Annotated in this window: 23 protein-coding genes; 12 read left to right on the plus strand and 11 right to left on the minus strand. The window is 65.0% G+C overall.

The genetic code is table 11. From position 1 onward, the window contains the following. Positions 1-174: 174 nt before the first annotated feature. The 3 genes from ppdK to ACWKSV_RS09030 all read right to left on the minus strand — a co-directional run bounded on the left by ppdK (position 175) and on the right by ACWKSV_RS09030 (position 6,006). Entirely contained in the window at positions 175-2,835 is a 2,661-nt protein-coding gene (gene ppdK, locus ACWKSV_RS09020; protein ID WP_076717149.1) for a pyruvate, phosphate dikinase, read from the minus strand. A gap of 124 nt (positions 2,836-2,959) precedes the next feature. Further along, entirely contained in the window at positions 2,960-5,167 is a 2,208-nt protein-coding gene (gene glyS, locus ACWKSV_RS09025; protein WP_191864558.1) for a glycine--tRNA ligase subunit beta, read from the minus strand. Beyond that, the gene (locus ACWKSV_RS09030) at positions 5,167-6,006 is read right to left on the minus strand and encodes a glycine--tRNA ligase subunit alpha (RefSeq protein WP_056434449.1); all 840 of its coding nucleotides are present in this window, start codon (positions 6,004-6,006) and stop codon (positions 5,167-5,169) included. The genes glyS and ACWKSV_RS09030 overlap by 1 nt, the downstream gene beginning before the upstream one ends. A 345-nt stretch (positions 6,007-6,351) precedes the next feature. Between ACWKSV_RS09030 and ACWKSV_RS09035 the strand changes: the two genes are divergently transcribed. The 6 genes from ACWKSV_RS09035 to ACWKSV_RS09060 all read left to right on the plus strand — a co-directional run bounded on the left by ACWKSV_RS09035 (position 6,352) and on the right by ACWKSV_RS09060 (position 9,537). Beyond that, on the plus strand, positions 6,352-6,555 hold the full coding sequence (locus tag ACWKSV_RS09035; RefSeq protein WP_056434642.1) for a helix-turn-helix transcriptional regulator: 204 nt from the start codon (positions 6,352-6,354) through the stop codon (positions 6,553-6,555). Next, the gene (locus tag ACWKSV_RS09040; protein WP_156884312.1) at positions 6,533-6,982 is read left to right on the plus strand and encodes a hypothetical protein; all 450 of its coding nucleotides are present in this window, start codon (positions 6,533-6,535) and stop codon (positions 6,980-6,982) included. The genes ACWKSV_RS09035 and ACWKSV_RS09040 overlap by 23 nt, the downstream gene beginning before the upstream one ends. After that, positions 6,979-7,170 carry a hypothetical protein gene (locus tag ACWKSV_RS09045; RefSeq protein WP_076717152.1) on the plus strand — a complete coding sequence of 64 codons (192 nt, stop codon included), beginning with the start codon at positions 6,979-6,981 and terminating at the stop codon, positions 7,168-7,170. Before ACWKSV_RS09040 ends, ACWKSV_RS09045 begins: the two co-directional genes overlap by 4 nt. Continuing rightward, positions 7,167-7,610 carry a hypothetical protein gene (locus ACWKSV_RS09050; RefSeq protein WP_076717154.1) on the plus strand — a complete coding sequence of 148 codons (444 nt, stop codon included), beginning with the start codon at positions 7,167-7,169 and terminating at the stop codon, positions 7,608-7,610. Before ACWKSV_RS09045 ends, ACWKSV_RS09050 begins: the two co-directional genes overlap by 4 nt. Positions 7,611-7,659: 49 nt before the next feature. After that, the gene (locus ACWKSV_RS09055; RefSeq protein WP_076717155.1) at positions 7,660-8,559 is read left to right on the plus strand and encodes a TraB/GumN family protein; all 900 of its coding nucleotides are present in this window, start codon (positions 7,660-7,662) and stop codon (positions 8,557-8,559) included. 126 nt (positions 8,560-8,685) lie between these two features. Continuing rightward, positions 8,686-9,537: a diacylglycerol/lipid kinase family protein gene (locus ACWKSV_RS09060; RefSeq protein WP_237243421.1), complete on the plus strand. Its 852-nt coding sequence runs from the start codon at positions 8,686-8,688 to the stop codon at positions 9,535-9,537. On the opposite strand, the gene ACWKSV_RS09065 is transcribed toward ACWKSV_RS09060, so the two are convergent. Then, complete coding sequence (locus ACWKSV_RS09065) at positions 9,492-9,728, minus strand: helix-turn-helix domain-containing protein (RefSeq protein ID WP_076717158.1); 237 nt, start codon at positions 9,726-9,728, stop codon at positions 9,492-9,494. The two genes, ACWKSV_RS09060 and ACWKSV_RS09065, sit on opposite strands and share 46 nt — an antisense overlap. Next, the gene (locus tag ACWKSV_RS09070; protein ID WP_156884313.1) at positions 9,728-10,339 is read right to left on the minus strand and encodes a hypothetical protein; all 612 of its coding nucleotides are present in this window, start codon (positions 10,337-10,339) and stop codon (positions 9,728-9,730) included. The genes ACWKSV_RS09065 and ACWKSV_RS09070 overlap by 1 nt, the downstream gene beginning before the upstream one ends. Positions 10,340-10,454: 115 nt before the next feature. Here ACWKSV_RS09070 and ACWKSV_RS09075 point away from each other — a divergent pair, with 115 nt between their 5' ends. Further along, positions 10,455-11,030 (plus strand): outer membrane protein, encoded by a 576-nt coding sequence (locus ACWKSV_RS09075; RefSeq protein ID WP_076717161.1) that lies wholly within the window; start codon positions 10,455-10,457, stop codon positions 11,028-11,030. A 38-nt stretch (positions 11,031-11,068) separates the two neighbouring features. On the opposite strand, the gene ACWKSV_RS09080 is transcribed toward ACWKSV_RS09075, so the two are convergent. Continuing rightward, the gene (locus ACWKSV_RS09080) at positions 11,069-12,208 is read right to left on the minus strand and encodes a hypothetical protein (protein WP_076717163.1); all 1,140 of its coding nucleotides are present in this window, start codon (positions 12,206-12,208) and stop codon (positions 11,069-11,071) included. Positions 12,209-12,384: 176 nt separating this feature from the next. Between ACWKSV_RS09080 and ACWKSV_RS09085 the strand changes: the two genes are divergently transcribed. Further along, a complete protein-coding gene (locus ACWKSV_RS09085) occupies positions 12,385-12,999 on the plus strand; it encodes a 50S ribosomal protein L25/general stress protein Ctc (protein WP_076717164.1) in 615 nt (204 codons plus the stop codon). Positions 13,000-13,213: 214 nt separating this feature from the next. Here ACWKSV_RS09085 and ACWKSV_RS09090 read toward each other — a convergent pair whose 3' ends face one another. Then, a complete protein-coding gene (locus tag ACWKSV_RS09090; protein ID WP_076717166.1) occupies positions 13,214-13,657 on the minus strand; it encodes an EF-hand domain-containing protein in 444 nt (147 codons plus the stop codon). A 215-nt stretch (positions 13,658-13,872) separates the two neighbouring features. Between ACWKSV_RS09090 and purB the strand changes: the two genes are divergently transcribed. Further along, the gene (gene purB, locus ACWKSV_RS09095; protein ID WP_056434470.1) at positions 13,873-15,186 is read left to right on the plus strand and encodes an adenylosuccinate lyase; all 1,314 of its coding nucleotides are present in this window, start codon (positions 13,873-13,875) and stop codon (positions 15,184-15,186) included. Positions 15,187-15,366: 180 nt separating this feature from the next. On the opposite strand, the gene ACWKSV_RS09100 is transcribed toward purB, so the two are convergent. The 4 genes from ACWKSV_RS09100 to dnaK form a co-directional block, all read right to left on the minus strand. Beyond that, positions 15,367-15,879, minus strand: coding sequence for a thioredoxin family protein (locus tag ACWKSV_RS09100; RefSeq protein ID WP_156884314.1), 513 nt, complete (start codon positions 15,877-15,879; stop codon positions 15,367-15,369). An 86-nt stretch (positions 15,880-15,965) separates the two neighbouring features. Then, positions 15,966-16,823, minus strand: coding sequence for a hypothetical protein (locus ACWKSV_RS09105; protein WP_338468938.1), 858 nt, complete (start codon positions 16,821-16,823; stop codon positions 15,966-15,968). Between the two features lie 92 nt (positions 16,824-16,915). Further along, on the minus strand, positions 16,916-18,043 hold the full coding sequence (dnaJ, locus tag ACWKSV_RS09110; RefSeq protein ID WP_056434479.1) for a molecular chaperone DnaJ: 1,128 nt from the start codon (positions 18,041-18,043) through the stop codon (positions 16,916-16,918). 177 nt (positions 18,044-18,220) lie between these two features. Next, positions 18,221-20,119, minus strand: coding sequence for a molecular chaperone DnaK (dnaK, locus tag ACWKSV_RS09115; protein ID WP_056434481.1), 1,899 nt, complete (start codon positions 20,117-20,119; stop codon positions 18,221-18,223). A gap of 179 nt (positions 20,120-20,298) precedes the next feature. Here dnaK and ACWKSV_RS09120 point away from each other — a divergent pair, with 179 nt between their 5' ends. The 3 genes from ACWKSV_RS09120 (at position 20,299) to ACWKSV_RS09130 (ending at position 23,739) form a co-directional block, all read left to right on the plus strand. Continuing rightward, positions 20,299-20,745 carry a copper chaperone PCu(A)C gene (locus tag ACWKSV_RS09120; protein WP_076717171.1) on the plus strand — a complete coding sequence of 149 codons (447 nt, stop codon included), beginning with the start codon at positions 20,299-20,301 and terminating at the stop codon, positions 20,743-20,745. 381 nt (positions 20,746-21,126) lie between these two features. Beyond that, positions 21,127-23,208, plus strand: coding sequence for a laminin G domain-containing metallophosphoesterase family protein (locus tag ACWKSV_RS09125; protein ID WP_076717173.1), 2,082 nt, complete (start codon positions 21,127-21,129; stop codon positions 23,206-23,208). Positions 23,209-23,277: 69 nt separating this feature from the next. Further along, entirely contained in the window at positions 23,278-23,739 is a 462-nt protein-coding gene (locus ACWKSV_RS09130; protein WP_076717175.1) for a vgr related protein, read from the plus strand. The last annotated feature ends 9 nt before the right edge of the window (positions 23,740-23,748 follow it).

The following is a 23,748-nucleotide window of genomic DNA, read 5'->3' on the forward strand; positions in this document are numbered from 1 at the left end:
CCTCCCGCTTGCGGGAGGGGTGTGCCCAGCGGAAACGTCCAGCGCTTCAACTAGGCTATAGCTTCTGAGATCAGCAAAACGGTTGCCCAACGGCGCACCCCTCCCGCAAGCGGGAGGGGATGGGGGAGGGAAGGTTCCGGGCGACAAACCCGCCGAAACCACCCCTCCCCAACATCACCGCGCCTTCAACGCCGCCTGTGCCGCCGCCAGCCGTGCGATCGGCACGCGGTATGGGCTGGCCGAGACATAATCCAAGCCAACCGCCTCGCAGAAAGCGATCGATGCAGGATCGCCGCCATGCTCGCCGCAAATGCCGAGCTTGATCCCCGGCCGCGTCGCGCGACCGCGCTCGGCGGCCAGGCTGACCAGTTCGCCCACACCCTCGACATCCAGGCTGACGAACGGGTCCTTGGCGTAGATGCCCTTTTCGACATAGGCGCTCAGGAAGCGCGCCGCGTCGTCGCGGCTGACGCCCAGCGTCGTTTGGGTCAGGTCGTTGGTGCCGAAGGAGAAGAACTCGCCGACCTCGGCGATCTCGCCCGCCTTCAGCGCGGCGCGCGGCAGCTCGATCATGGTGCCGACCAGATATTCGACCGTCTTGCCGCGTTCGGCGAAGACCGCCTGCGCGGCCTTGTCGACCACCGTCTTCATCAGTTCCAGCTCGCGGCGCGTGGCGACCAGCGGGATCATGACCTCGGGGATCGGGGCCTCACCCGACTTTTCCGCCACGTCCAGCGCCGCCTCGAAGATGGCCCGCGCCTGGATCTCGTAGATTTCCGGATAGGTCACGCCCAGGCGGCAGCCGCGATGGCCGAGCATCGGGTTGAACTCATGGAGTTCGGTGGCCCGGCGCTTCAGCGTATCGACGTCGACGCCCGCCGCCGTCGCGACCTCGGCGAACTCGGCCTCCTGCTGCGGCAGGAATTCGTGCAGCGGCGGGTCGAGCAGGCGCACCGTCACCGGCAGGCCCGCCATCACCTCGAAGATCGCGGTGAAGTCGGCGCGCTGTTCGGGCAGCAGCTTGGCGAGTGCGGCGCGGCGGCCCGCTTCGTCCGAGGCCAGGATCATCTGGCGCACCGCCGTGATCCGCGCGGCGTCGAAGAACATATGCTCGGTGCGGCACAACCCGACGCCCTCCGCGCCGAACTCGCGCGCGGTGCGGCAGTCGAGCGGGGTTTCCGCATTGGCGCGGACCTTCAGGCGGCGGACCTGATCGGCCCATTCCATCAGCGTGCCGAAGTCGCCCGCCAGTTCGGGCTGGACGGTCGCCACCGCGCCGACCATCACCTCGCCGGTCGAACCGTCGAGCGTCAGGATGTCGCCCTCGCGCACCTCACGCGAACCGACGCGCAGCAGCTTGGCCTTATTGTCGATCGACAGGCTGCCCGCACCCGAGACGCAAGGCCGCCCCATGCCGCGCGCCACGACCGCCGCATGGCTGGTCATGCCGCCGCGCGCGGTCAGGATGCCCTTGGCCGCGTGCATGCCGTGAATATCCTCCGGCGAGGTTTCGACACGGACGAGGATCACCGCCTCGCCCGCCGCCGCCGCACGCTCGGCGGCATCGGCGTCGAACACCACCTTGCCCGAGGCCGCACCCGGCGAGGCAGGAAGCCCCTTGGTCAGCACGTCGCGCTTGGCATCGGGATCGAGCGTCGGGTGGAGCAGCTGGTCGAGCGCCGCCGGATCGACCCGCGCGATCGCTTCCTCGCGGGTGATGAGGCCCTCATTGGCCATGTCGACCGCGATCTTCAGCGCCGCCTTGGCGGTGCGCTTGCCCGAACGGGTCTGGAGCATCCAGAGCTTGGCCTGTTCGACCGTGAACTCGATGTCCTGCATGTCGCGGTAATGCGTCTCGAGTTGGTCGAAGACGGCGGCCAGCTCGGCATAGACCTCGGGCATCGCCTCTTCCATCGAGGCGGGCTTGGCGTTCGCTTCCTCGCGCGCGGCCTTGGTCAAGTACTGCGGCGTGCGGATGCCCGCGACCACATCCTCGCCCTGCGCGTTGATCAGGAACTCGCCATAATAGGCGCGGTCGCCCTTGGACGGGTCGCGCGTGAAGGCCACGCCGGTCGCCGAGGTGTCGCCCATATTGCCGAAGACCATCGCCTGGACATTGACGGCGGTGCCCCAGTCGGCGGGAATGTCGTTCAGGCGGCGATAGACCTTCGCCCGCTCCGACTGCCACGACCCGAACACCGCGCCGACCGCGCCCCAGAGCTGGTCGTGCACGTCCTGCGGGAAAGGCTTGCCCCATTGCTCCTCGACCAGGCCCTTATAAGTGGTGACCAGCGCCTTCCAGTCCTCGGCGGACATTTCGGTGTCGAGGGTGAAGCCGTTGTCTTCCTTGGCGATCTCCAGCGCTTCCTCGAAAGCACCGTGATCCAGTTCCAGGACGACATCGGCATACATCTGGATGAAGCGGCGATAGCTGTCCCAGGCGAAACGCTCGTCGCCCGCCTTCTTGGCCAGCCCCTCGACGGTTTCGTCGTTGAGGCCCAGGTTCAGCACCGTGTCCATCATGCCCGGCATCGACACCCGCGCGCCCGAGCGGACCGAGACCAGCAGCGGGTTTTCCGGATCGCCGAAGCGCTTCTCCGTCACCGCCTCGATATGCGCGATGCCGTCGGCCACCTCGTCGCGCAGTTCCTGCGGGAACTGCTCGCCATCCTCGTAATAGCGGGTGCACATCGCGGTCGAGATGGTGAAGCCCGGCGGCACCGGCAGGCCGATCGAGGCCATCTCGGCCAGGTTCGCGCCCTTGCCGCCAAGCAGGTTCTTGTCCCCCTTACCGCCGTCCGAAACGCCGCCGCCGAAACGGTACACATAGGTCATCGGTTCGATCCTTTACTGGTCGTCACGTCCGACGCCCTGGGGACACAGGCGTCGGTGTTAATAAGGCGATATTGCCGGAGGGGAAGACAGGAACGTTTGCCCCCGTCTCCCGATCCGGCTCAACTCATCCCTCGATCCTCGAGAAATCCGCCACCGTATGCACGGCGGCCCGGACCCGCGCGAGCAACGCAAGACGCGCAGTCCGCTTGGCCGGATCGGCATCGTTGACGGTCACATCGTCGAAGAACCGGTCGATCGGCGCGCGAAGCGAGGCGAGCGCGGCCATGGCGGCCTCGAAATCCTCGGCCTGCACCGCTTGCGCAGCCTTGGGCTCGGCCGCGTCGAGCGCGGCGATCAGATCGGCCTCGGCGGGTTCGAGCGTATAGGTCGGCGCGGTCCAGGCCTGGTCGCCCTCGACGCCTTCCTTCTTCAGGATGTTCGCGGCGCGCTTATACCCGGCGAGCAGGTTGGTGCCGTCATCGGTGGTGACGAAGGCTTGCAACGCGCGGACGCGGGCGAGCAGGCGGACGAGGTCGTCCTCGCCGCCGAGTGCGAACACCGCGTCGATCAGGTCGTGACGGACGCCCGCTTCGCGTTGCTGGACCTTCAGGCGGTCGATGATGAAGTCCATCATTTCCGTCGATCCGTGGTCGACATTGCCCATGGCCCGGATGCTCGCCGCGTAGAAGGGCAAGCGCAGGCCGTTCTGCTGGATGGTGCTGGCGATACCCAACGCCGCCCGGCGCAAAGCGAACGGATCTTTCGAACCGCTGGGCTTCAACCCGACCATGAAGAACTGTGCGACGCTATCCAGCTTATCCGCCAGCGCCACGGCCACCGTCACCGGCGCGGTAGGGACATCATCGCCCTGTCCGACCGGCTTGTAGTGATCGCGAACCGCCTCGGCGACGCGCGGGTCTTCGCCCTGCGCGGCGGCGTAATAACCGCCCATCAGGCCCTGCAATTCGGGGAACTCGCCGACCATGCCGGTGACGAGATCGGCCTTCGCCAGATACGCGGCGCGCTCCGCCAGATCGGCGAGCTCGCCCCCTCCGCTTGCGAGTTTCAGGTCGGTCATGCCCCCGGCATGACCTGAACGATGCGGGGCATCGTTCACCTGAAACTGGGATGGGGGGGGGACCTCTGCACCAGCGACGTCGCTTGGGGCACTGCCCTCCCCTAGCCCCTCCCGCCTGCGGGAGGGGGATTCGGTGACGATACCCTCTTCGACCAGCCAGCGGGCGAGCTTTGCCACCCGCTCGACCTTGTCGGCGACGGTGCCGAGCTTTTCGTGGAAGACGATCTTTTCCAGCTTGGGCCGCAACTCGTCGAGCCTGGTCTTCAGGTCAGTCTCGTAGAAGAAGCGCGCGTCGGACAGGCGGGCGGCGAGCACCTTGCCATTGCCCTCGACGATCTTCGCACCGCCGTCGGTCGCCTCGATATTGGCGGTGCAGACGAACGCGTTCGCCAGCTTGCCGTCACCCGAACGGCAGACGAAATACTTCTGGTTCACCCGCGCGGTCAGCTGGATGACTTCGGGCGGCACGTCGAGATAGGCTTCGTCGAAGCGCCCTAGCAGGGGCACCGGCCATTCGGTCAGCCCGGCATTCTCGGCCACCAGCCCTTCGTCTTCGACCAGCTCCAGCCCGGCCTCGGCGGCAAGCGCGGAGGCGCGCTCACGGATGATCGCGGCGCGCTCGTCCTGGTCGACCAGCACCTTGGCGCCGCGCAGTTGCTCGACATAGGTGTCGGCGCCGGTCAGCACGATCTCGGCGGGCGCGTGGAAGCGGTGGCCTCGCGTCGTATTGCCGCTGGTGATCCCGGCGATTGCGAACGGCACCACCTCAGCCCCAAACAGCGCGACGATGGCGTGCAGCGGACGGACCCAGCGCATCGACTCGGTCGAGGCGGACTCGGCGCCCCAGCGCATCGACTTTGGCCAGGGGAAGGCGCGGACGATGGCGGGGATCGCCTCGGCCAGCACTTGCGCCGTCGCGCGGCCGGGCTTTTCGGTGATCGCGAACAGCACCCCGTCGCGCTCGGTCAGCTGCTCGCGCGACAGCCCGGTCTTGCGCAGGAAGCCCTCCAGCGCCTGCGGCGGGGCGGAGGCACGCGGCCCCTTCACTTCCTCGGACACGGCCTCGGTCGCGGCAGGCAGCCCGCGCGCGATCAGTGCGAGGCGACGCGGCCCCGCATAGGTGACGATCTCACCCGCCGACAGCCCCGCCTTGGCGAGTTCGGCGGTAAAGAGCTTGGCGAGGTTCTCCCGCGCCCCCGCCTGCATCCGGGCGGGGATTTCTTCGGAGCGGAGTTCGAGCAGAAAATCAGTCATCACGCGGCCCAGCCGTTCTTGTCCATCCAGGCGCCGCACGCGCCCTTCGCCAGATCGCGGACGCGGCCCATATAGGCCTGGCGCTCCGCCACCGAGATCACGCCGCGCGCCTGCAGCAGGTTGAAGGTGTGGCTGGCCTTGATCGCCTGTTCATAGGCGGGGATGGGCAGCTTGGCCTCCAGACAGCGCTCGCACTCGGCCGCCGCCTTTTTGAAGGCGTCGAACAGCGTGTCGGTGTCGGCGACCTCGAAATTCCAAGTCGACATCTGCTTCTCGTTTTCGAGAAACACGTCGCCGTAACTCACGCCCGCATCGTTGAAGCGCAGGTCGTACACATTGTCGACGTCCTGGATGTACATGGCCAGCCGTTCGAGCCCATAGGTCAGCTCACCCGCGACGGGCTTCATGTCGTATCCGCCCATCTGCTGGAAATAGGTGAACTGCGTCACCTCCATCCCGTCGCACCAGACTTCCCAGCCCAGGCCCCAGGCACCCAAAGTCGGGCTTTCCCAATCGTCCTCGACAAAGCGGATGTCATGCTTCGTCATGTCGACGCCGATCGCGGCCAGGCTGCCCAGATACAGGTCCTGCAGATCGGCGGGCGAAGGCTTCAGGATCACCTGATACTGGTAATAATGCTGAAGCCGGTTGGGGTTCTCGCCATAGCGGCCGTCGGTCGGGCGACGGCACGGCTGGACGAAGGCGGCGTTCCAGCTGTCCGGCCCCAGCGCGCGCAGCGTGGTCGCGGGGTGAAAGGTGCCCGCCCCCATCTCCATGTCATAGGGTTGCAGGATCACGCATCCCCGCTCGCTCCAATAGTCATGGAGGGTGAGGATCATGCGCTGGAAGGAAAGTGGTCCTTCCGGGGGGCCGTTTCGGGTCTGCATAATGGGGCAGGCTTTGGCGGATGGCCCTTGTGCGGTCAAGGCGAGCGGGCTTTTCGTAACCGCACCGGCCCGCTCTCCCACCCGACCGCCTGTTCAGAATACGCTGTGGGCGGTCGGGTGGGGGAGCGGGTCGGCGCGGGATCCGCGTGAGCGGATCAAGCACAAAGTCAGCCAGACGTGATATTTTGTCAGGTCTTATTGACAGTGTCGCGACTCACTGTCACTTTGTCACGGTCACCTGACATTACGTCATGCACGGGTGACAAAGGGAGGTTGGCCATGCAAGAGGAGGTGGACATGAAAAATCGCCTCAAGGTGCTGCGCGCCGAACGCAACTGGAGCCAGGCGGAACTCGCCGGGCGGCTGGATGTGTCGCGCCAGGCCGTCAACGCCATCGAGACGGGGAAATACGACCCCTCGCTACCGCTCGCCTTCCGCATCGGACGGCTGTTCGAGATGCCCATCGAGGAGATTTTCGATGATGAACATGACGGCGAGTGAACGCGACGCCCATTGGGGCGAGAGCCGCGAGGCGGGGCGCGTGCTAAGGAAGAAACGGCGGCGCAGAGAGTTTTTGATCGTGACGATGCTGGGCTTGATAAGCGCCCCATTGGCCATCGACGCCGCGAATAGAAACTTACCGCTTTCCTCTCCCGTCACACCTGGGCTCTTCGGCCAAGTTGCCGCTCTCGCAATCCTGGTTTTCGGAAGCCTCGTCGTGTGGCGTAATTGGCGCGAGACCGACGAAATGCACCGGCGGCTGTCTATCGAGACCTGGGCCGTGATCGGGTTGACGAACTTCGTCCTGCATCCGGTGCTGACCATTATCGGTACGCAACTGCACAAGACCGATTTCGAAGGTCATAATTGGGGCATTGCGCTCGTTATCGGCCTGACCTTCTACCTTATCCGCCGGGTGCGGTCATGAGCCGCCTTCTGACCCGCACGGCCATCGGTACCGGTATCGCGCTGTCGTTGCTCGGCTGGGGTGTCGGACGGGTGGGCAAGGTCACGCTCGATACGCTTCGCCCAACCATACGGACTGCCAGCATCGCCGACCACAAGCTCGCAATCCCAAAGTTTTCCGTCCATCTGTCCATCGAGGTGCGACCATGATCAACCTATCCAAGCGCGACACCCGTGGCCCCAGCGAGCGCGCCAATCGTCGACTGGTCGCCATTTCGGGGGCGCTGGGCGGCGTGATCGGCGCTGCGATGGCAATCATGTCCGTCGTCCAACTGCCCCACGGGGCCAAGCCCGGTCCGCTCGATATGTGGACATCCCCGCTGCCGCTATGGTTCGCGATCATCATGGCGCTGGTGTGGGGCGTCTTCCTGCCGATCATCTCCTGGCGCTGGCATCGGGTCGTCGACGAGCATGAGAGCCGCGCATATCGCGACGGCGCGCTGGCGGCCTTTTACGTCGTGGGCCTGGGCGCCCCCGTCTGGTGGTTCCTGTGGCGCGGCGGCGTGCTGCCGCCCCTTCAGGTCGAATGGGTGTACGGCGCGCTGATGGCGAGCTGCGGCATCGTCTGGATGTGGCGCAAATATGCCTGACCTCTCCCTTCTCCCATCCGGCCCCTTCCTTTTCCGAAAGTCTGATCCCATGAAGACGATCATGAAAGCCGCCCTCACCTCGCTCGCGCTGATGCTGGCGCTGCCCGCCTGCGCCCAGAGCAAGCCCGAGCCGAACCCCAATGACGCGGATCCCGCTTTGTGGGTGGTCAAGGATGCCGACACCACCATCTATCTGTTCGGCACCATCCATGTGCTGAAGCCCGGCCTGAGCTGGTTCGACGAGGCGGTGAAGACCGCCTTCGACAAGTCGGACCAGCTGATGCTGGAGATGGTGCAGCCCGATCCGGCGACGATGCAGCAGATCGTGATGAAGAACGGCTTCGTCACCACCGGCCCGACCCTGACCGAGCAGCTGCCCGCCGACAAGCGCGGCGCCTATCTGAAGGCGGTGACCGATCTGGGGGCCGATCCGCGCAACTTCGACCGGATGAAGCCGTGGCTGGTGGGAGTCACCCTGTCGCTCGCGCCGATCCAGAAGCTGGGTTACGATCCCAAGAACGGGCCGGAAACCGTGCTGGCCGACGCGGCCAAGGCGGCGAACAAGCCGGTCGCCGGGCTGGAAACCGCCGAGCAGCAGATCGGCTTTTTTAACGGCCTGTCGCAAAAGGCGCAGATCGATTTCCTGACCTCGACGGTCGACGACCTGCCCAAAGCGGGCGAGGAAATGGCCGAGATGGTCGACGAATGGGCCAAGGGCGACCCCGACGCGCTGGCCAAGACGATGAACGAAAGCCTGAAGGACTCGCCCGAGGTCGCCAAGACCTTGCTGACCGACCGCAACGCCCGCTGGGCGACGTGGATCAAGGAGCGCATGGCCAAGCCCGGCACCATCTTCATCGCGGTCGGCGCGGGGCATCTGGCGGGTAACGACAGCGTCCAGGCGCAGCTCGCCAAGCAGGGGATCAAGGCCGAACGCATCGCCTATTGATCCCCGTCACGGGGTCCGGTCCGGGCGACGGCATCGTCATCGCCCGGACGCAAAAGCCTGTTCTACCGACAGTCTGGCCCGGACGGCCGATGAAGGGGCGGGGCGACGATGCGGCGATGCTGGTTGGTGACGAATGCCGGGTCCGGCTCGACCGCTGCCGACGGCATCGCGCAGATCGAGACACGGCTGGCCGCGCAAGGCCGGACCCTGGTCGGGCGGACCGGCTTTCCCGATCAGGCCATCCCCTCCCCCATGGATCTCGATGCGGCGGGCGCGACGCTGGTCGTGCTGCTGGCGGGAGACGGCACCGTCAACGCCGCACTCACCGCACTCGATGGCTGGGCGGGATCGGTACTGATCCTGCCCGGCGGCACGATGAACCTGCTGGCCAAGCAGCTGCACGGCGATGTTTCGGCCGAAACGATCCTGGAAGGGCTGGAGCAGAGGCCGCCGCCCCGCCGGATCGCGCTTCCTTATGTCACCGGCGACGGACACCGCGCCTATGCCGGGCTGATCCTCGGCCCCGCCACCCGCTGGGTTCATGCCCGTGAAGCCGCGCGCGCCGGGCGACCCAGGCGACTGCTCCGCGCGATCGGTCAGGCATGGCGCCGGACCTTCGGCCGGGGCCTGCGGTTGCAGGATATGCCGGAACTGCCCCGTGCCTATCAGGCGGTGTTCGTCCAGCCGGGCGAGGCGGCGATGGTGCTGACGGCGGTGGATGCGCGGCACTGGCGACGGATGATGGAACTGGGCTGGGCCGCGATGCGGGGCAATTGGGCCGAGGCGAAGGGCGTGACGCGCGCCACCGCCTCGTCATTCCGACTGGCCAGCCGCAAAGCCGATCTGGCGCTGTTCGACGGCGAGCCCCGGATGCTGGGTCCTTGCTGTACGATCACCACCGGTCGGACCAGTGCCCTCGTGCTGGCGACCGATCAGGTGCCATCCTCGGCGGTCAGGTCGTCGTCGGAGGGCTCGTAACCCAATATGTCCCCCGGCTCGCAGTCGAGATAACGGCAGATGGCCGCCAGGGTGGAAAAGCGCACCCCCTTCACCTTGCCCGACTTCAGCAGCGACAGATTCGATTCGGTGATCCCGATCGCACGGGCGAGTTCGTTCGACTTCACCTTGCGGCGCACCAGCATCATATCGAGATGGACGGTCACGGGCATCAGACGATCTCGGCCAGATCGCCCCGCGCGCGCAACCCCGCCGCCAGCGCCCAGGTCGCGGCCCAGGCCGCACAGGCGAGCAGCAGTCGCTCGATAATCAGGGTAAATTCAACCGAATAGGAAAAGGCCCCGACATCCGTCATCGCCCCCAGAAAGACGGCATCCCGCAACACTTGCGCCAGGGGTTCGGCGATCGCCATGGCAATGCCGGCGGCGGTCGCCCGCTGCAACCAGCGCATTCCGCTCCAATCGCGATGCTCCTGCCGATTGCCGAAACGCCATAGCGCCATGCCGACCGAGAAGAACAATAGCGTGAAGGGCAAGGCATCCAGCATCTGGATGCCCAACAATCGCCACCACCAATAGGGTTCCGCCATGGCAGCGGTCATGCGTTCCGAGGCCTTGGGCAGATTGGCGATGACATGCCGGACCTCCGGCGACAATTGATCGAGCGGCTGGGGCTTGGCGCGGCATCCGTCGTCGCAGTCGATCATGAAGGCCTGCCACTGCGGCCCCACCAGCATCGTGGGCAGCGTCGCGACCCCCGCCCCCGCAATCAGGAAGCACAACACCGCGAACGCCCGCACCGCCCGAGCCCGCCCCCGGCTCATGAAATATCTGCCCGCCATCATCATCTTTCTGTTTTACAGAAATTCATAACTATCATACATCAATATTCATAGGGAATCGATGGGGAGCCCTATGACCGATCGAAGGACGTTCTCGATGCGCATCCTGTTCGCCGCCATACTGCTGACCTGCCTGCCCGCCACTGCCTTCGCGCAGGAAAAGCCCGTATTTGCGGGGCCTTATGCAGGGCCCGAAGCCGGGGTCGTGATCCACGGCTTAACGCTGGACAACGGCAATGGCGATAACGACATGACCTATCGAACGACCGGGCTAGCAGGCGGCGGCTTTGCCGGATGGATGGCGCCTGTGGGGAAGCGGCTGCGACTTGGCGGCGAAGTCGCGGTCCATGGCGGCGGCGGGACCGCGCGCAGCCAGCAGGTCTTCGCCTATGCCGAACAAAAGGCGACATGGGGATACAGCCTGACCGCCCGCGCGGGCTATGTCCTGGGCCGCGACACCATGATCGTCGCCGAGGCGGGCTATGGCGGCTATCGCTTCGACACGCGGCTCTCGTCGAACGTCCTGTCGAACGGCTCGCTCGATGAAACCAGCGGACTGGTCGCCGGCCTGGGTATCGAGCAACGGCTGAACCGCAACCTCTCGCTCCGCGTGCGGGGACAGGCCGGCGAGTCCCATGGCCGCATCATGGTCGGCCTGCCGATCCGGTTCTAAGCGAGAACGGGGGCGGCGTCCGTCCCCGCCTTGCCATCCTATTTCGATGCGACGTCGTAACGCGTCAGATCCTGCCGCTCGACCGAAACCTGTCCCACCGCCTGTTTGATGAAAGATCCCGTCGGCACGATCAGTCTAGCCCGCCGGGTCAACCGCTCCAGCCGATAAAGGCCGGGTCGACCGTCGGTCAGTGTGATGGGCAGGTAGCGACGGCTGGCGATCTGCGCGACATAGGGTGCCGCCCAGCCGCGATCCCCGTTTCCGCGCAGGATTTCGGCATCGGTCACGCGCCCATCGGGTTGGACCATATAGCTGACGTCCACCCACTGGATAGGCTCGCCACCGCCAGCCCCCGATCGGTTGACCGACAGATCGGCCATGCGCCGCGTCTCGTCCGGCGCATTTCGGGCGTCGTCTTTGAGCGGAGCCTCCTGCGCTACGATCGGCGGCTGCGAGACATCGGTCCGCAATGTCTCCACCAACCGATCCACCTCGCCGTCATGGCCGGATGCCTTGGCGATGCGCGCCGCCAGGACGGCACGAATCGGTGCGACGACGCTGTCCTGGCTCACCGATGCCTCGGAAATCTCGGACAAGGCTCGCCGAGCCCCCGCGACATCGTCCCGCGCCAGCATCACCGATACCCGCCGCAAGCCGGCCAGCGACGCGAGACGGGCATCCCCCGCCCGAACATATTGCCGTTGAGCATCGCTATAGAGGGTCAAAGCCTGCCGCCATTGTCCTCGATCCATCCAGCTGTCACCCAGGGTCAGGGGCAGCATCCGCCGCTGGAGGTCATTCTCGTCGACATTCTCGCGGAGCAGCCTGGTCTGCCCGATCACCGCGCTGCGATAGCCTTCCATATCGCCGATATGCCGATTGATCGTCGCGGTCGCCTCGTACAGTGCCGAAATCTGGCGGGGATAAACCGCCGTTTCGGCTTTGGTGCGCTCTATCCCCTGTGCGAGGGTTGCGCGGGCGATACGATACTGCCCCTGGCCAAATTGCGCCTCGGCAAGGGCCATGGTCAATCGAACGTCGTCGGGGACATTGCATCCCCGCTTCAGACAATTCGCCAGCGCGCGATCGGCCCGCTGGCCGCGTACGATGATGTCCGCCGTATCGCCGACGGGCTGCGCCACCTGCAGCAGCATCGCCGCCGCCATCCAACCGAACATGGCATTCTCCCTTGCCTTGATCGCTCGGGGTGCAGGATGCCTTTCGCCCGAAAGCGATGCAAGCGCCCGATATTGCCTTTTGGCCCCATTGCCGCTATGCGCCGCCGCTTCCGGTCATGGTCATCCCTGGAGGCGTGGTCGGAAGCCTATATCCATTTTGTTTCGGAGTTACTGGAATGAGCGACACCCTTACGCTCGCCGCCGAGACGCGCGATCAGGTTGGCAAGGGAGCCTCCCGTTCGCTGCGTCGTGAAGGCCGCGTCCCCGCCGTGATCTATGGCCAGAACAAGGCCGCCGCGTCGATCCATCTCGAAGAGAAGGCCCTCGTCAAGGCGCTGATGACCGGTCATTTCTTCACCTCGGTCATCATGGTGGACGGCCAGCGCACGCTGGCGAAGGACGTCGCGTTCCATCCCGTCACCGATCGCCCGCTGCACGTCGACTTCGTGCGCATCGGCGAGCATGAGACCGTCACGGTCGCCGTGCCCGTCGTGTTCACCGACGAAGACGAGAGCGGCGTGAAGCTGGGCGGCGTCCTGAACGTCACCCGCCACGAGATCGAGCTGGTCGTCGACGCCGCCAACATCCCGACCGAAATCAGCGTCTCGCTGAAGGGTGTGGCGATCGGCGACTCGATCCACATCTCGGACGTGAAGCTGCCCAAGGGCGCCGAGCCCGCCATCGACGACCGCGACTTCGCGATCGCCACCATCGTTGCCCCGACGGTCCTGACCGCCGAGGACGAGGCGATCGACGCCGACGCGCAGGCCGAAGGTTCGGAAGAGGCCTGATCCGGCCTCGCTTTCCTTTCGAGGTCAGCGAACGAAAAGAAGGGCAGGTGGCGGCGACGCCCCTGCCCTTTTTCGTACCGCGTCACATTGCTCCCCATCTTGCGATGGGAAGGATCGGGATGGCCCAACGCAAAGGGCCGCCGAACCCGAAGGTCCGACGGCCCCGCTCATCCCCGCTCGGGGAATCGTCGGAACGGAGGGGGGTGTTCCGGTCTTAGCCCTGACCCTGGCTCAGAAAGCCGGTCAGCTCGGTCTTGGACACCGTCTTGTCCTTGTCGGTATCCGCCTGGGCAAAGGCGCTGCCGACCCACTTCTTCGTCGCGGGCGCCTCGGCCTTGGTCGACGGGTCGGTCTGCGACTTCAGCGCGACCATCCACTGGGCGAATTCCGCCTTGTTCAGCTTGCCGTCACCGTCCTTGTCATAGGTCGGGAACTGCGTGTCGACGACCTGGGCGATCTGGCTGCCGTTCGCCTGCACCTGACCCTGGGTGGATACGGATACATCAGCGGTAGGTTGCGCAGTCTGCGCCGGGTCGGACGTGGTTGCCGGAGCAGCTTGCGGTGTAGCCGGAGTGGTCTGGGCCGGCGCAGGCGTGACCTGGGCCAGAACGGGGGCAGACACCATCATCGCGGCGCCAAGAAAAGCATATTTCATCATCTCGTCTCTCCCTTACGTTGGTCGATCGATGACTGTGAAGACCAGGAACGCATCTTCATCTTTAGTGATACGATCCTAAACTCCATTATACCAGATGGGGATCCGTCCTTGGGATTTGAAGGCTCGGCTCGTCCCTGCTAACGGCACGGTACGCCGTGATTCCGAAAGGGAGTGCACGGTGAGCCGTGCCGTTTCCACGACCTGAAGGTGCCCCGATGATTCCGCGCTATTCCCGTGCCCCCATGACCCGGATCTGGGACCCCCAGACCCGTTTCCGCATCTGGTTCGAGATCGAGGCCCATGCCACCGACGCGCTCGCCGAGCTGGGCGTCGTGCCCAAGGAGGCCGCCGCGCGCATCTGGGAAGCCGACAAGGCCGCGGGCGACTTCGACATCGACCGCATCGATTCGATCGAGGCCGAGACCAAGCACGACGTCATCGCCTTCCTGACCCATGTCGCCGAGCGCACCGGGCCGGAAGCGCGCTTCCTGCACCAGGGCATGACCTCGTCCGACGTGCTCGACACCTGTCTGGCGGTGCAGCTCGCCCGCGCCTCGGACATCCTGATCGAGGATCTGGACGCGCTGCTGGCCGTCATCAAGCGTCGCGCCTATGAGCATAAGCTGACCCCGACCATCGGGCGCAGCCATGGCATCCATGCCGAGCCGGTCACCTTCGGCCTGAAGCTGGCCCAGGCCTATGCCGAGTTCGACCGCAACCGCGCCCGCCTGGTCGCGGCGCGTGCCGACATCGCCACCTGCGCGATCTCGGGCGCGGTCGGCACCTTCGCCAATATCGACCCCAGCGTGGAGGCGCATGTCGCCGAGAAGATGGGCCTGACCGTCGAGCCCGTCTCGACCCAGGTCATCCCGCGCGATCGCCATGCGATGTTCTTCGCGACGCTGGGCGTCATCGCCAGCTCGATCGAGCGTCTCGCGACCGAAGTCCGCCACCTGCAGCGCACCGAGGTTCTGGAGGCCGAGGAATATTTCTCGCCCGGCCAGAAGGGTTCGTCGGCGATGCCGCACAAGCGCAACCCGGTGCTGACCGAGAACCTGACGGGTCTCGCCCGCATGGTGCGCGGTTACGTGACGCCCGCGCTGGAGAATGTCGCCTTGTGGCATGAGCGCGACATCAGCCACTCCTCGGTCGAGCGCTATATCGGCCCCGACGCGACCATCACCTTGGACTTCGCGTTGGCCCGTTTGACCGGCGTGATCGACAAGTTGGTCGTCTATCCGGCGCGGATGGAGAAGAACCTCAACAAGATGGGCGGCCTCGTCCATTCGCAGCGCGTGCTGCTGGCGCTGACCCAGGCGGGCGTGAGTCGCGAGGACAGCTATCGCCTCGTCCAGCGCAACGCGATGAAGGTCTGGGAGTCGGATGGCGAGCTGTCGCTGATGGAACTGCTCAAGGCCGATGCCGACGTGACCGCCGCGCTGTCGGTCGAGGAGATCGAGGCGCGGTTCGACCTCGATTATCACTATAAGAATGTCGACACGATCTTCGCGCGGGTGTTCGGCGAGTAACTGTCGGAGGAGTCCCATTGGCGCGGTAAATGCCGACAGGGACTCCCCTCCCCCGGCCCCTCCCGCCTGCGGGAGGGGAGTAGCTTGGGGAAATGCGAACCCTCTTTTCTCTCCCCTCCCGCAAGCGGGAGGGGCTGGGGGAGGGAACACCGTCAGCCGGAAATCAACCGGCCTATGGGTCTATCCCACCCAACCCGCCAGCCAGTCCGCCACCGCCTGCGGCGTCATCGCCCGCGCATCGGCCAGCGCGGTTTCGCGTCCTGCATTGATTAGCTTGTTGGTCTTGGGATCGACGATCAGCACTGCGGGCACGCCCTGAAGCCGTCCCTTGATCCCATAAGACGCCGGAATATCCATATTCTGGTCGAAGCGGCCGACATCGACCGTCACCACCTCGAAATGCTTCGCGACGAAGGGACGCATCTGCGGCGTTTCCATCACCCCCGCCAGCAACCGGCAGTCGAGACACCAATTGCCGCCCAGATCGATCAGCACCCGCTTATGCGCCTTCGCCGCCCGCACCCGCGCCGCCGCGATCGCCGCTTTGGCATCACCCGCATGATAGGGCAGCGGCAGCGGCTTGGGCAGCGCCTCGAAACTGGCGATCCCGACGCGCGGGGCCGATACCGGCGCAGCAGCGGGGAGCAGCGCGCACGCGGCGAGCAGGGGCAAGGCGGCTTTCCACGGCGACATGACAATCTCCCTCATTCGATGCGCCATTGGAGCGCGCCCGTCGACGCAATGCAATATGACTTTGCTTGGGGGCGATGCCGTGTCGGCTATACCCCCCGCTCGGGAATCAAGGTCGGGACGTTACGGGCCGCCAAAACCCAACGATAAAAGGCGTCTATCAGATAGACCCGCAGGGTCGTCGGCTCGATGCTGAGCTTTTTCACCCCCTCGAGGCATTCGGGCGAGTTGACGATGATCGCCTGCTCCAATCCCCGAACAAGATCGCTGCCCTGTTGTGCGTGAAACAGCCGTGTGGTCAGGACCGGCTGGGTCTGTACCAGACAGGCCGCCACGACGAAGCCGGACAGCTCGGGATTCTGCCGATACCGATTTTGCTGCGTTTCGACCTTGCGAAATCGTGCGCGGACCGCAGGGTCGAAGGTCTGCGAGGCGTCCAGCGCAACGTCAGGCACAAATTGACGCAATGTTCGCTCGATCAGGATACCACGAGCTAGAAAATCGGTGCCTATCATAGCCGGGTTCAAAGGCGGACTGTCACCTGGCGGCGGATAACAACCCCAGTTCGTCGAGATGACCATGCCCTGTGCATATTGCGTGCCGGTGAAATTCGGAGGCCCTTCCACCGCCTTGCGCAACCATTCGCGGCTGGCTTTGGCAAAAGCACATGCCAGGAACATATCAGCGCGTTCGTAGGCGATATTGATCTGCGTATTGTCGACGGGCGCCCAACCGACATTGACGGGGAGTTTATCACGCGGAAGGCTAAGCGCCTTTACGACGATCTCGTCAGACGAACCGCCGTCAGGCAAAACGCTTTGTTCAACCTTGCGTGACTTCGTGTCTTGCGCCGACGCAGGACTAGCTAGAATCACACCCAGGGCGATCAAACATCCGAATAGCTGACGCATCGCAAGACCTTCTCCCAAAAGCCGCGATGCAATCATGACTCTGATGATAGTCACGAGTCAATGCGGCCGGAGCAAATACACGCTCCGGCCTTTGACGTTCGTTATCAGAAGAAGAGAAAAAGGTCGGCTTATTCGCCCGCGAAGACACTCTTCAGCTTGGCGAAAAAGCCCTGACTTTCAGGGCATTCGTCGCCTGTTTCCGTTTCACGGAAGAGTTCGAGCAGTTCGCGCTGGCGGGTGGAGAGCTTGGTCGGCGTTTCGACTTCGATCTGGATGACCAGATCGCCGGTGCCGCGGCCTTGCAGCACGGGCATGCCCGCCCCGCGCTGGCGGAGTTGCTTGCCCGACTGGATGCCCGCCGGGATCTTGATTTCATGGCTACGGCCATCGAGGCCGGGAATGGACAGCGAGCCGCCCAGCGCCGCCGTGGTGAAGCTGATCGGCGCACGCGCGAACAGGGTCGTGCCCTCACGTTCGAACAGGGCGTGCCGCTTGACGTGAAGAAAGATGTAGAGGTCACCCGCCGGGGCCCCGCGCGCGCCCGCCTCGCCTTCGCCGGTCAGGCGGATGCGGGTGCCTTCATCGACGCCCGCCGGGATGTTGACGGCCAGCGTCTTGGTCTTTTCGACACGGCCATCGCCGCGACAATCGGGACAGGGATCGGCGATGATCTGGCCTGCGCCCTGACAGACCGGACAGGTCCGCTCGACCACGAAGAAGCCCTGCTGCGCGCGGACCTTGCCGTGGCCGCCGCACTGCTGACAGGTCTTGGCACTGGTCCCGGCCTTCGCACCCGTGCCGTCACAGGTATCGCACGCCGCCGAGACATCGACCGTGATCTCGGTCTGCTTGCCGTGGAACGCCTCTTCGAGGGAGATTTCCATGTCGTAGCGCAGGTCCGCGCCGCGACGCGGCTGTTGCCGCCCGCCGCCACGTCCGCCGCCCATGAACTCGCCGAAGACGCTTTCGAAAATGTCCGAAAAGGCGCCGAAATCCTGCGCGCCGCCGCCACCGCCGCCCATACCCTGCTGGAACGCGGCATGGCCATAGCGATCGTACGCCGCCCGTTTCTGGGGGTCCTTCAGACAGTCATAGGCTTCGCTGATCGCCTTGAACTTGGCCTCCGAGTCCTTGCACCCCGCATTGCGGTCCGGATGGTATTGCATGGCCAGCTTGCGGTAGCGCGACTTGATCGTCGCATCGTCCGCCGTGCGCTCGCATTCGAGCAGTTCATAATAGTCGATCGTCGTGCTCATGCCCGGTCTCGCCCCTGCGCTGGTGGATGGTGCGGCCGCCGACCGTGCCGTCAGGCCGGACGGAGCGACCGCCCAAGCGCTTCGCCACTTCATGCCCCGACAAATCGGTCGGGGCGGTATTCGCAAATTCTGGACCGAAGGCCCGGCCCCACCGACAGGGGGACCGGGCCGACCGTCTTACTTGGTGTCGTCGACTTCCGAGAATTCGGCGTCGACCACATCGTCCTGCTTGGCCTGACCGGCATCAGCGGCGGGCGAAGCCTCGCCCTGCTGCTGCTTTTCATAGATGGCCTGGCCCATCTTCATCGCGACCTGAGCGAGGGCCTGCGCCTTCTCGTTCATGGTGTCGGGATTGCCACCCTCGACCGCCGTCTTGGTCTCGGCGATGGCCGCCTCGATTTCCGACTTCAGCGACGCGTCGATCTTGTCGCCATTGTCGGCCAGCTGACGCTCGGTGGTGTGGATCAGCGACTCGGCGTTGTTCTTGGCCTCGGCCTCGGCACGACGCTTCTTGTCCTCTTCCGCGAACTTCTCCGCGTCACGGACCATCTGGTCGATGTCGTTGTCCGACAGACCGCCCGATGCCTGGATGCGGATCTGCTGCTCCTTGCCGGTGCCCTTGTCCTTGGCCGAAACGTTGACGATGCCGTTGGCGTCGATGTCGAACGTGACCTCGATCTGCGGCACGCCGCGCGGCGCAGGGGGAATGCCGACCAGATCGAACTGGCCCAGCATCTTGTTGTCCTGCGCCATCTCGCGCTCGCCCTGGAAGACCCGGATCGTCACCGCGTTCTGGTTGTCGTCGGCGGTCGAGTAGACCTGGCTCTTCTTGGTGGGGATCGTCGTGTTGCGGTCGATCATCTTGGTCATGATGCCGCCCAGCGTCTCGATACCCAGCGACAGCGGGGTCACGTCGAGCAGCAGCACGTCCTTGACGTCGCCCTGCAGCACGCCCGCCTGGATCGCCGCACCCATGGCGACGACTTCGTCGGGGTTCACACCGGTGTGCGGGTCCTTGCCGAAGAAGTTCTTCACGACCTCACGGACGCGCGGCATGCGGGTCATGCCGCCCACGAGCACCACGTCGGCGATCTCGTCGGCCTTCATGCCCGCATCGGCCAGCGCCTTCTTGCAGGGCTCCAGCGTGCGCTGGATCAGGTCCTCGACCAGACGCTCCAGATCGGCGCGCGTGATCGACTTGACCAGGTGCTTCGGGCCGTTCTGGTCGGCGGTGATGAAGGGCAGGTTGACCTCGGTCGACTGGGCCGAGGACAGCTCGATCTTCGCCTTTTCGGCCGCTTCCTTCAGACGCTGAAGCGCCAGCTTGTCCTTGGTGAGGTCGATGCCCTCTTCCTTCTGGAAGCCCGATGCCAGGAAATCGACGATCTTGTTGTCGAAGTCCTCGCCGCCCAGGAAGGTGTCGCCGTTGGTCGCCTTCACCTCGAACACGCCGTCGCCGATCTCGAGGATCGAGATGTCGAAGGTGCCGCCGCCAAGGTCATAGACCGCGATCGTCTTGCCGTCCTGCTTCTCCAGGCCATAGGCCAGAGCAGCCGCGGTCGGCTCGTTGATGATGCGCAGCACTTCGAGGCCGGCGATCTGGCCGGCGTCCTTGGTCGCCTGGCGCTGGGCGTCGTTGAAATAGGCGGGAACCGTGATGACCGCCTGGGTCACCGTCTCACCGAGGTAGGATTCGGCGGTTTCCTTCATCTTCTGCAGCGTGAAGGCCGAGATCTGCGACGGGCTGTAATCCTTGCCGCCCGCATTCACCCACGCATCGCCGTTCGGACCGCGCGCGATCGCGTACGGGACCAGCTCGGTGTCCTTCTTGGTGACGGGGTCGTCGAAGCGACGGCCGATCAGGCGCTTCACCGCGAAGATGGTGTTGTCGGGGTTGGTCACCGCCTGGCGCTTGGCAGGCTGGCCGATCAGGCGCTCGCCATCCTTGGCGAAGGCGACGATCGACGGCGTGGTGCGCGCGCCTTCTGCGTTTTCGATAACCTTGGGCTTGCCGCCCTCCATGACAGCGACACAGCTGTTGGTGGTGCCGAGGTCGATGCCGATCACTTTTGCCATAAGTCTCTAAATGCCCCTCAAGAACATAGTCTGGAAGTTCGATGCCGGGGCCGTCCGGTCCCGAAAGCGGCAACCGAAAACCCCGTTCACGAAGGCGGATATAGGTGGGCGATCCGTTGCCGCAAGATTGGATGGAACCTAGTGTCGCTTCGGGATTTGCCGAAACGGGAGGGTTTGTCATGCGTCGCGCCACTTTTCTGGGCCTCTGGGCCATCGCGGGGGCGGTGGGACTGGGGGCGCTTGGCGGATGTTCGACCAAGCCCGAGCTTTATGCCGAGGAAGGCTGGGTCCGCCTGGCCGCCGTGCCGGGGCGCCCCGCAGCGGCCTATTTCATCGTGCATGGCGGCCCGAAGCCGCTGAACCTGATCGGCGTCAGCAGCGACGTCGCGATCACCAGCGAGATGCACGAGGGCGGCATGGCGATGAAGAAGGTCGATTCCGTGCCCATCCCGGCCGGGGCCACCATCGCCTTCGAACCGGGCGGGCGGCATGTGATGCTTTACGACATGAACCAGGGCGTCAAGCCGGGACGCATCCTGTCGTTGCTGCTGACCTTTTCGGACGGCACCCGCCTGCGCCAGGGCGCGCGGGTAATCGCGGCGGGCGATCCTGCCCCGGGGCAATAACGGTTTTCGAACGCCAATCGACATTCGCGATGCGTCTTTCCAGCCCCCCTCGACGAAAGACGATTGGAGCGAGAGGACATGAGATGAACGCACCCCTCCCCTTCAGGGGAGGGGCTGGGGGTGGGGCGCTTCCGCAAGCGTGCCGCCTGTGGCGAGGCTCCACCCCAACCCCGCTCCTGAGGGGGGGGCTCGTGTTAGTTAAACGCAACTGCATCACGGCCTAGGAGGCAGGAATATAGCTGCCGGATAGATGACGGGATATTTTGCGCTTTTTTCACGTCAGACCAAAATCGGTAATATTTCGGTCCCTCATGTGTCAAAGTCGCGCCATACAGCGCCCCCCGCTTGCTCGATGGAGCGAAAAGTGGGGGAATTTTGACCATGTCCGATACAAACGAAACCCGGTTCACCTTGCGGCGGATCGCCGATCGGCGGCAGTTGCTGCGCGGGGCCGCGAGTCTGTCGATGCTGCCGCTGACGGGGGCGCTGGCGGCGTGCGACGACGATGCGCTGCTCAACGCCAAGCCGACGACCGCCACGGGAACGGCCGCCGCCGCGCCGGTCGGCACCACCAGCTTCTCGATCGCGGTGCTGCCCGACACGCAATTCTATTCGCGCTACGCGACCGTCGACGAGAACCGCCAGTTCCAGCGCAAATATGGCTCGGAGCCGTTCGCGGCGCAGACCCAGTGGATCGTCGACAACGCCCAGGCCTATGCGATCCCCTTCGTGATCCATCTGGGCGACGTGGTGGACCAGGTGCGCAAGCCCGCGCAATGGGCGGTGGCCGATGCCGCAATGAAGCGGCTGGAGACGGCGCGTATCCCCTATTCGATCTTGGCGGGCAATCACGACGTCCTGTACGATGTCGATTACCACGTCCCGGCCGACCAGCAGGCAGGCACCGACAGCCAGCGCACCTTGTCGTCCGAGCCCTATCTGACCTGGTTCCCGACCTCACGCGCGCAGAACCAGTCGACCTTCCGCGAGCGTGACCGCACCGGCTTCCACGAATATCACATCTTCGAGATGTACGGCGTCAAGTTCATGGTGCTATCGCTATCCTGGCGCATCTCGGACGCAGGGATTTTGTGGGCGCGGGACGCGATCCGTCGCAACCCGACCCTGCCGGTGATCTTGGCCAACCACCAGCTGCTCAACATCGATAAGGACGGCAAGAGCCCGCTGGAGACCGATTACGGCCTGATGTTGTGGAACAGTCTGATCCGCGACAACGACCAGATCTTCATGACGCTGAACGGCCATCACCATGGTGCCGCACTGCTGACCAAGACCAACGACTTCGGCAATCCGGTCCATGAGATGGTCGTCGATTACCAGATGGCCTATCAGGGCGGCAACGCGCTGATGCGGCTCTACGAGATCGATTTCTCGGCCAACAAGATCGACGTCATGAGCTTCTCGCCCTGGGTCGTGCAGAAGCCCAAGGAAACGCTGAACCAGTTCGACCGCGCGGTGCTGGAGGATGCGAACAACCGCTTCACCATCAACATCGACTTTAAGAAGCGCTTCGCCCGCTTCCTGCCGAGTTTCGCCTATACCGAGATGACGGCGGGCGTGCCGATCCTGCCGCGCGTTCGTACCGCGCTGCTGTCGGGCTATACCGAACCCGCCGCCCCGGCCGAGGTGCTGCCGCGCGACGCCGACGACTATCCCAAGATCGCCGAGACCGCCGCGCACTGGCGCGTGGCCAGCGGCATCGTCGACGGCAAGATCGTCCAGGTCGGCGAGACGCTGCCCGATGCGACCGGCCGCAACCCGATGACCCGCGTGCCGCTGTCGGGCCCGGCGATGGTCGAGGACGTGGTCTGGTCGACCGACCGCCACCGCCTGTCTTCCGCACCGGGCAGCGTGCGCTTCCGCAACACCGACAAGGTGACCGCGCGCAGCAGCGCCTTCGCGACCGCCACCAACGCGCCGATCAACGCGGCGACCTTCGGCGCAGGCTATACGGTCGAGGCGTTCATCAAGATCGACGCGAACTGGACGGTGACCAACCACCGCTGGGGCAATATCCTGACCCGCAACGGCAATCGCGGCAAGCTGCCCGGCTTTGCGGGCGGCGACAGGGAAGCGCCGCCGATCCTGTTCGCCATCTCGTCGCTGCGCGAAGTCCAGTGGGAGGTCGTGCCCGCCTCCAACACCGCCTATCCGCAGGCCAACTGGTCGGGCGAGGTGATGGTCGACACCTGGTATCATATCGCGATCGTCAACGATCCGGTGGCGAACGAAACCATCCTCTATGTCGATGGCGCGCCCGTGCTGCGCAACAGCGCGGGCCAGGTCGGCATCGCGACGCTGGCCGCCGACATGCCTTGGGTGCTGGGCGCCGCCTGGTGGGACGGCGCGCGCAAGGACGGCTATTTCGGCCATATCGGCGAGGTCCGTATCGTCTCCAAGCCGCTGGCCAACACCCAGTGGCTGACCGCCCGGCGGAGCTGATGAACGGGGGCGGGCCGTGAGACTGGCCCGCCCCTTTCCTACCCACGCCATGCGCCCCATCTGGGTGCCATGACCAAGCGCCCCCTCACCCCGGCGGAAGAAACGCTGGCCCGGTCCGTCTTCGGCGATGCGATCGACTATATGCAGGTTCGCCTGTCGCCGACCAAATGGGCGTTTTTCCAGCCGCGCGACACGGTGATGGCACCGACAGGCTGCATCCATTTCCACCCCAAGGGCGATCTGTGGCGCGAGGATTTCGGCGCCTGTCCGCTGCATGAGCAGGGACTGTTCATCCATGAGATGGTGCATATCTGGCAGCATCAGCGGGGCATATTCCTGCCGCTGAAACGCCATCCCTTTTGCCGCTATAGCTATTGCCTGAAGCCGGGGCAGCGCTTCGATCGCTATGGACTCGAGCAGCAGGCGGAGATCGTCCGCCATGCCTTTCTGCTGAAGCGCGGGGCGGTGGTCGCGGGGGCGCCGCCGTTGGCGCAGTATCGGACCTTGGTGCCGTTTCGGGGCACCGACTGAGGGGGGTTT

It is taken from the genome of Sphingomonas sp. SphC10 (genome assembly GCF_057004845.1).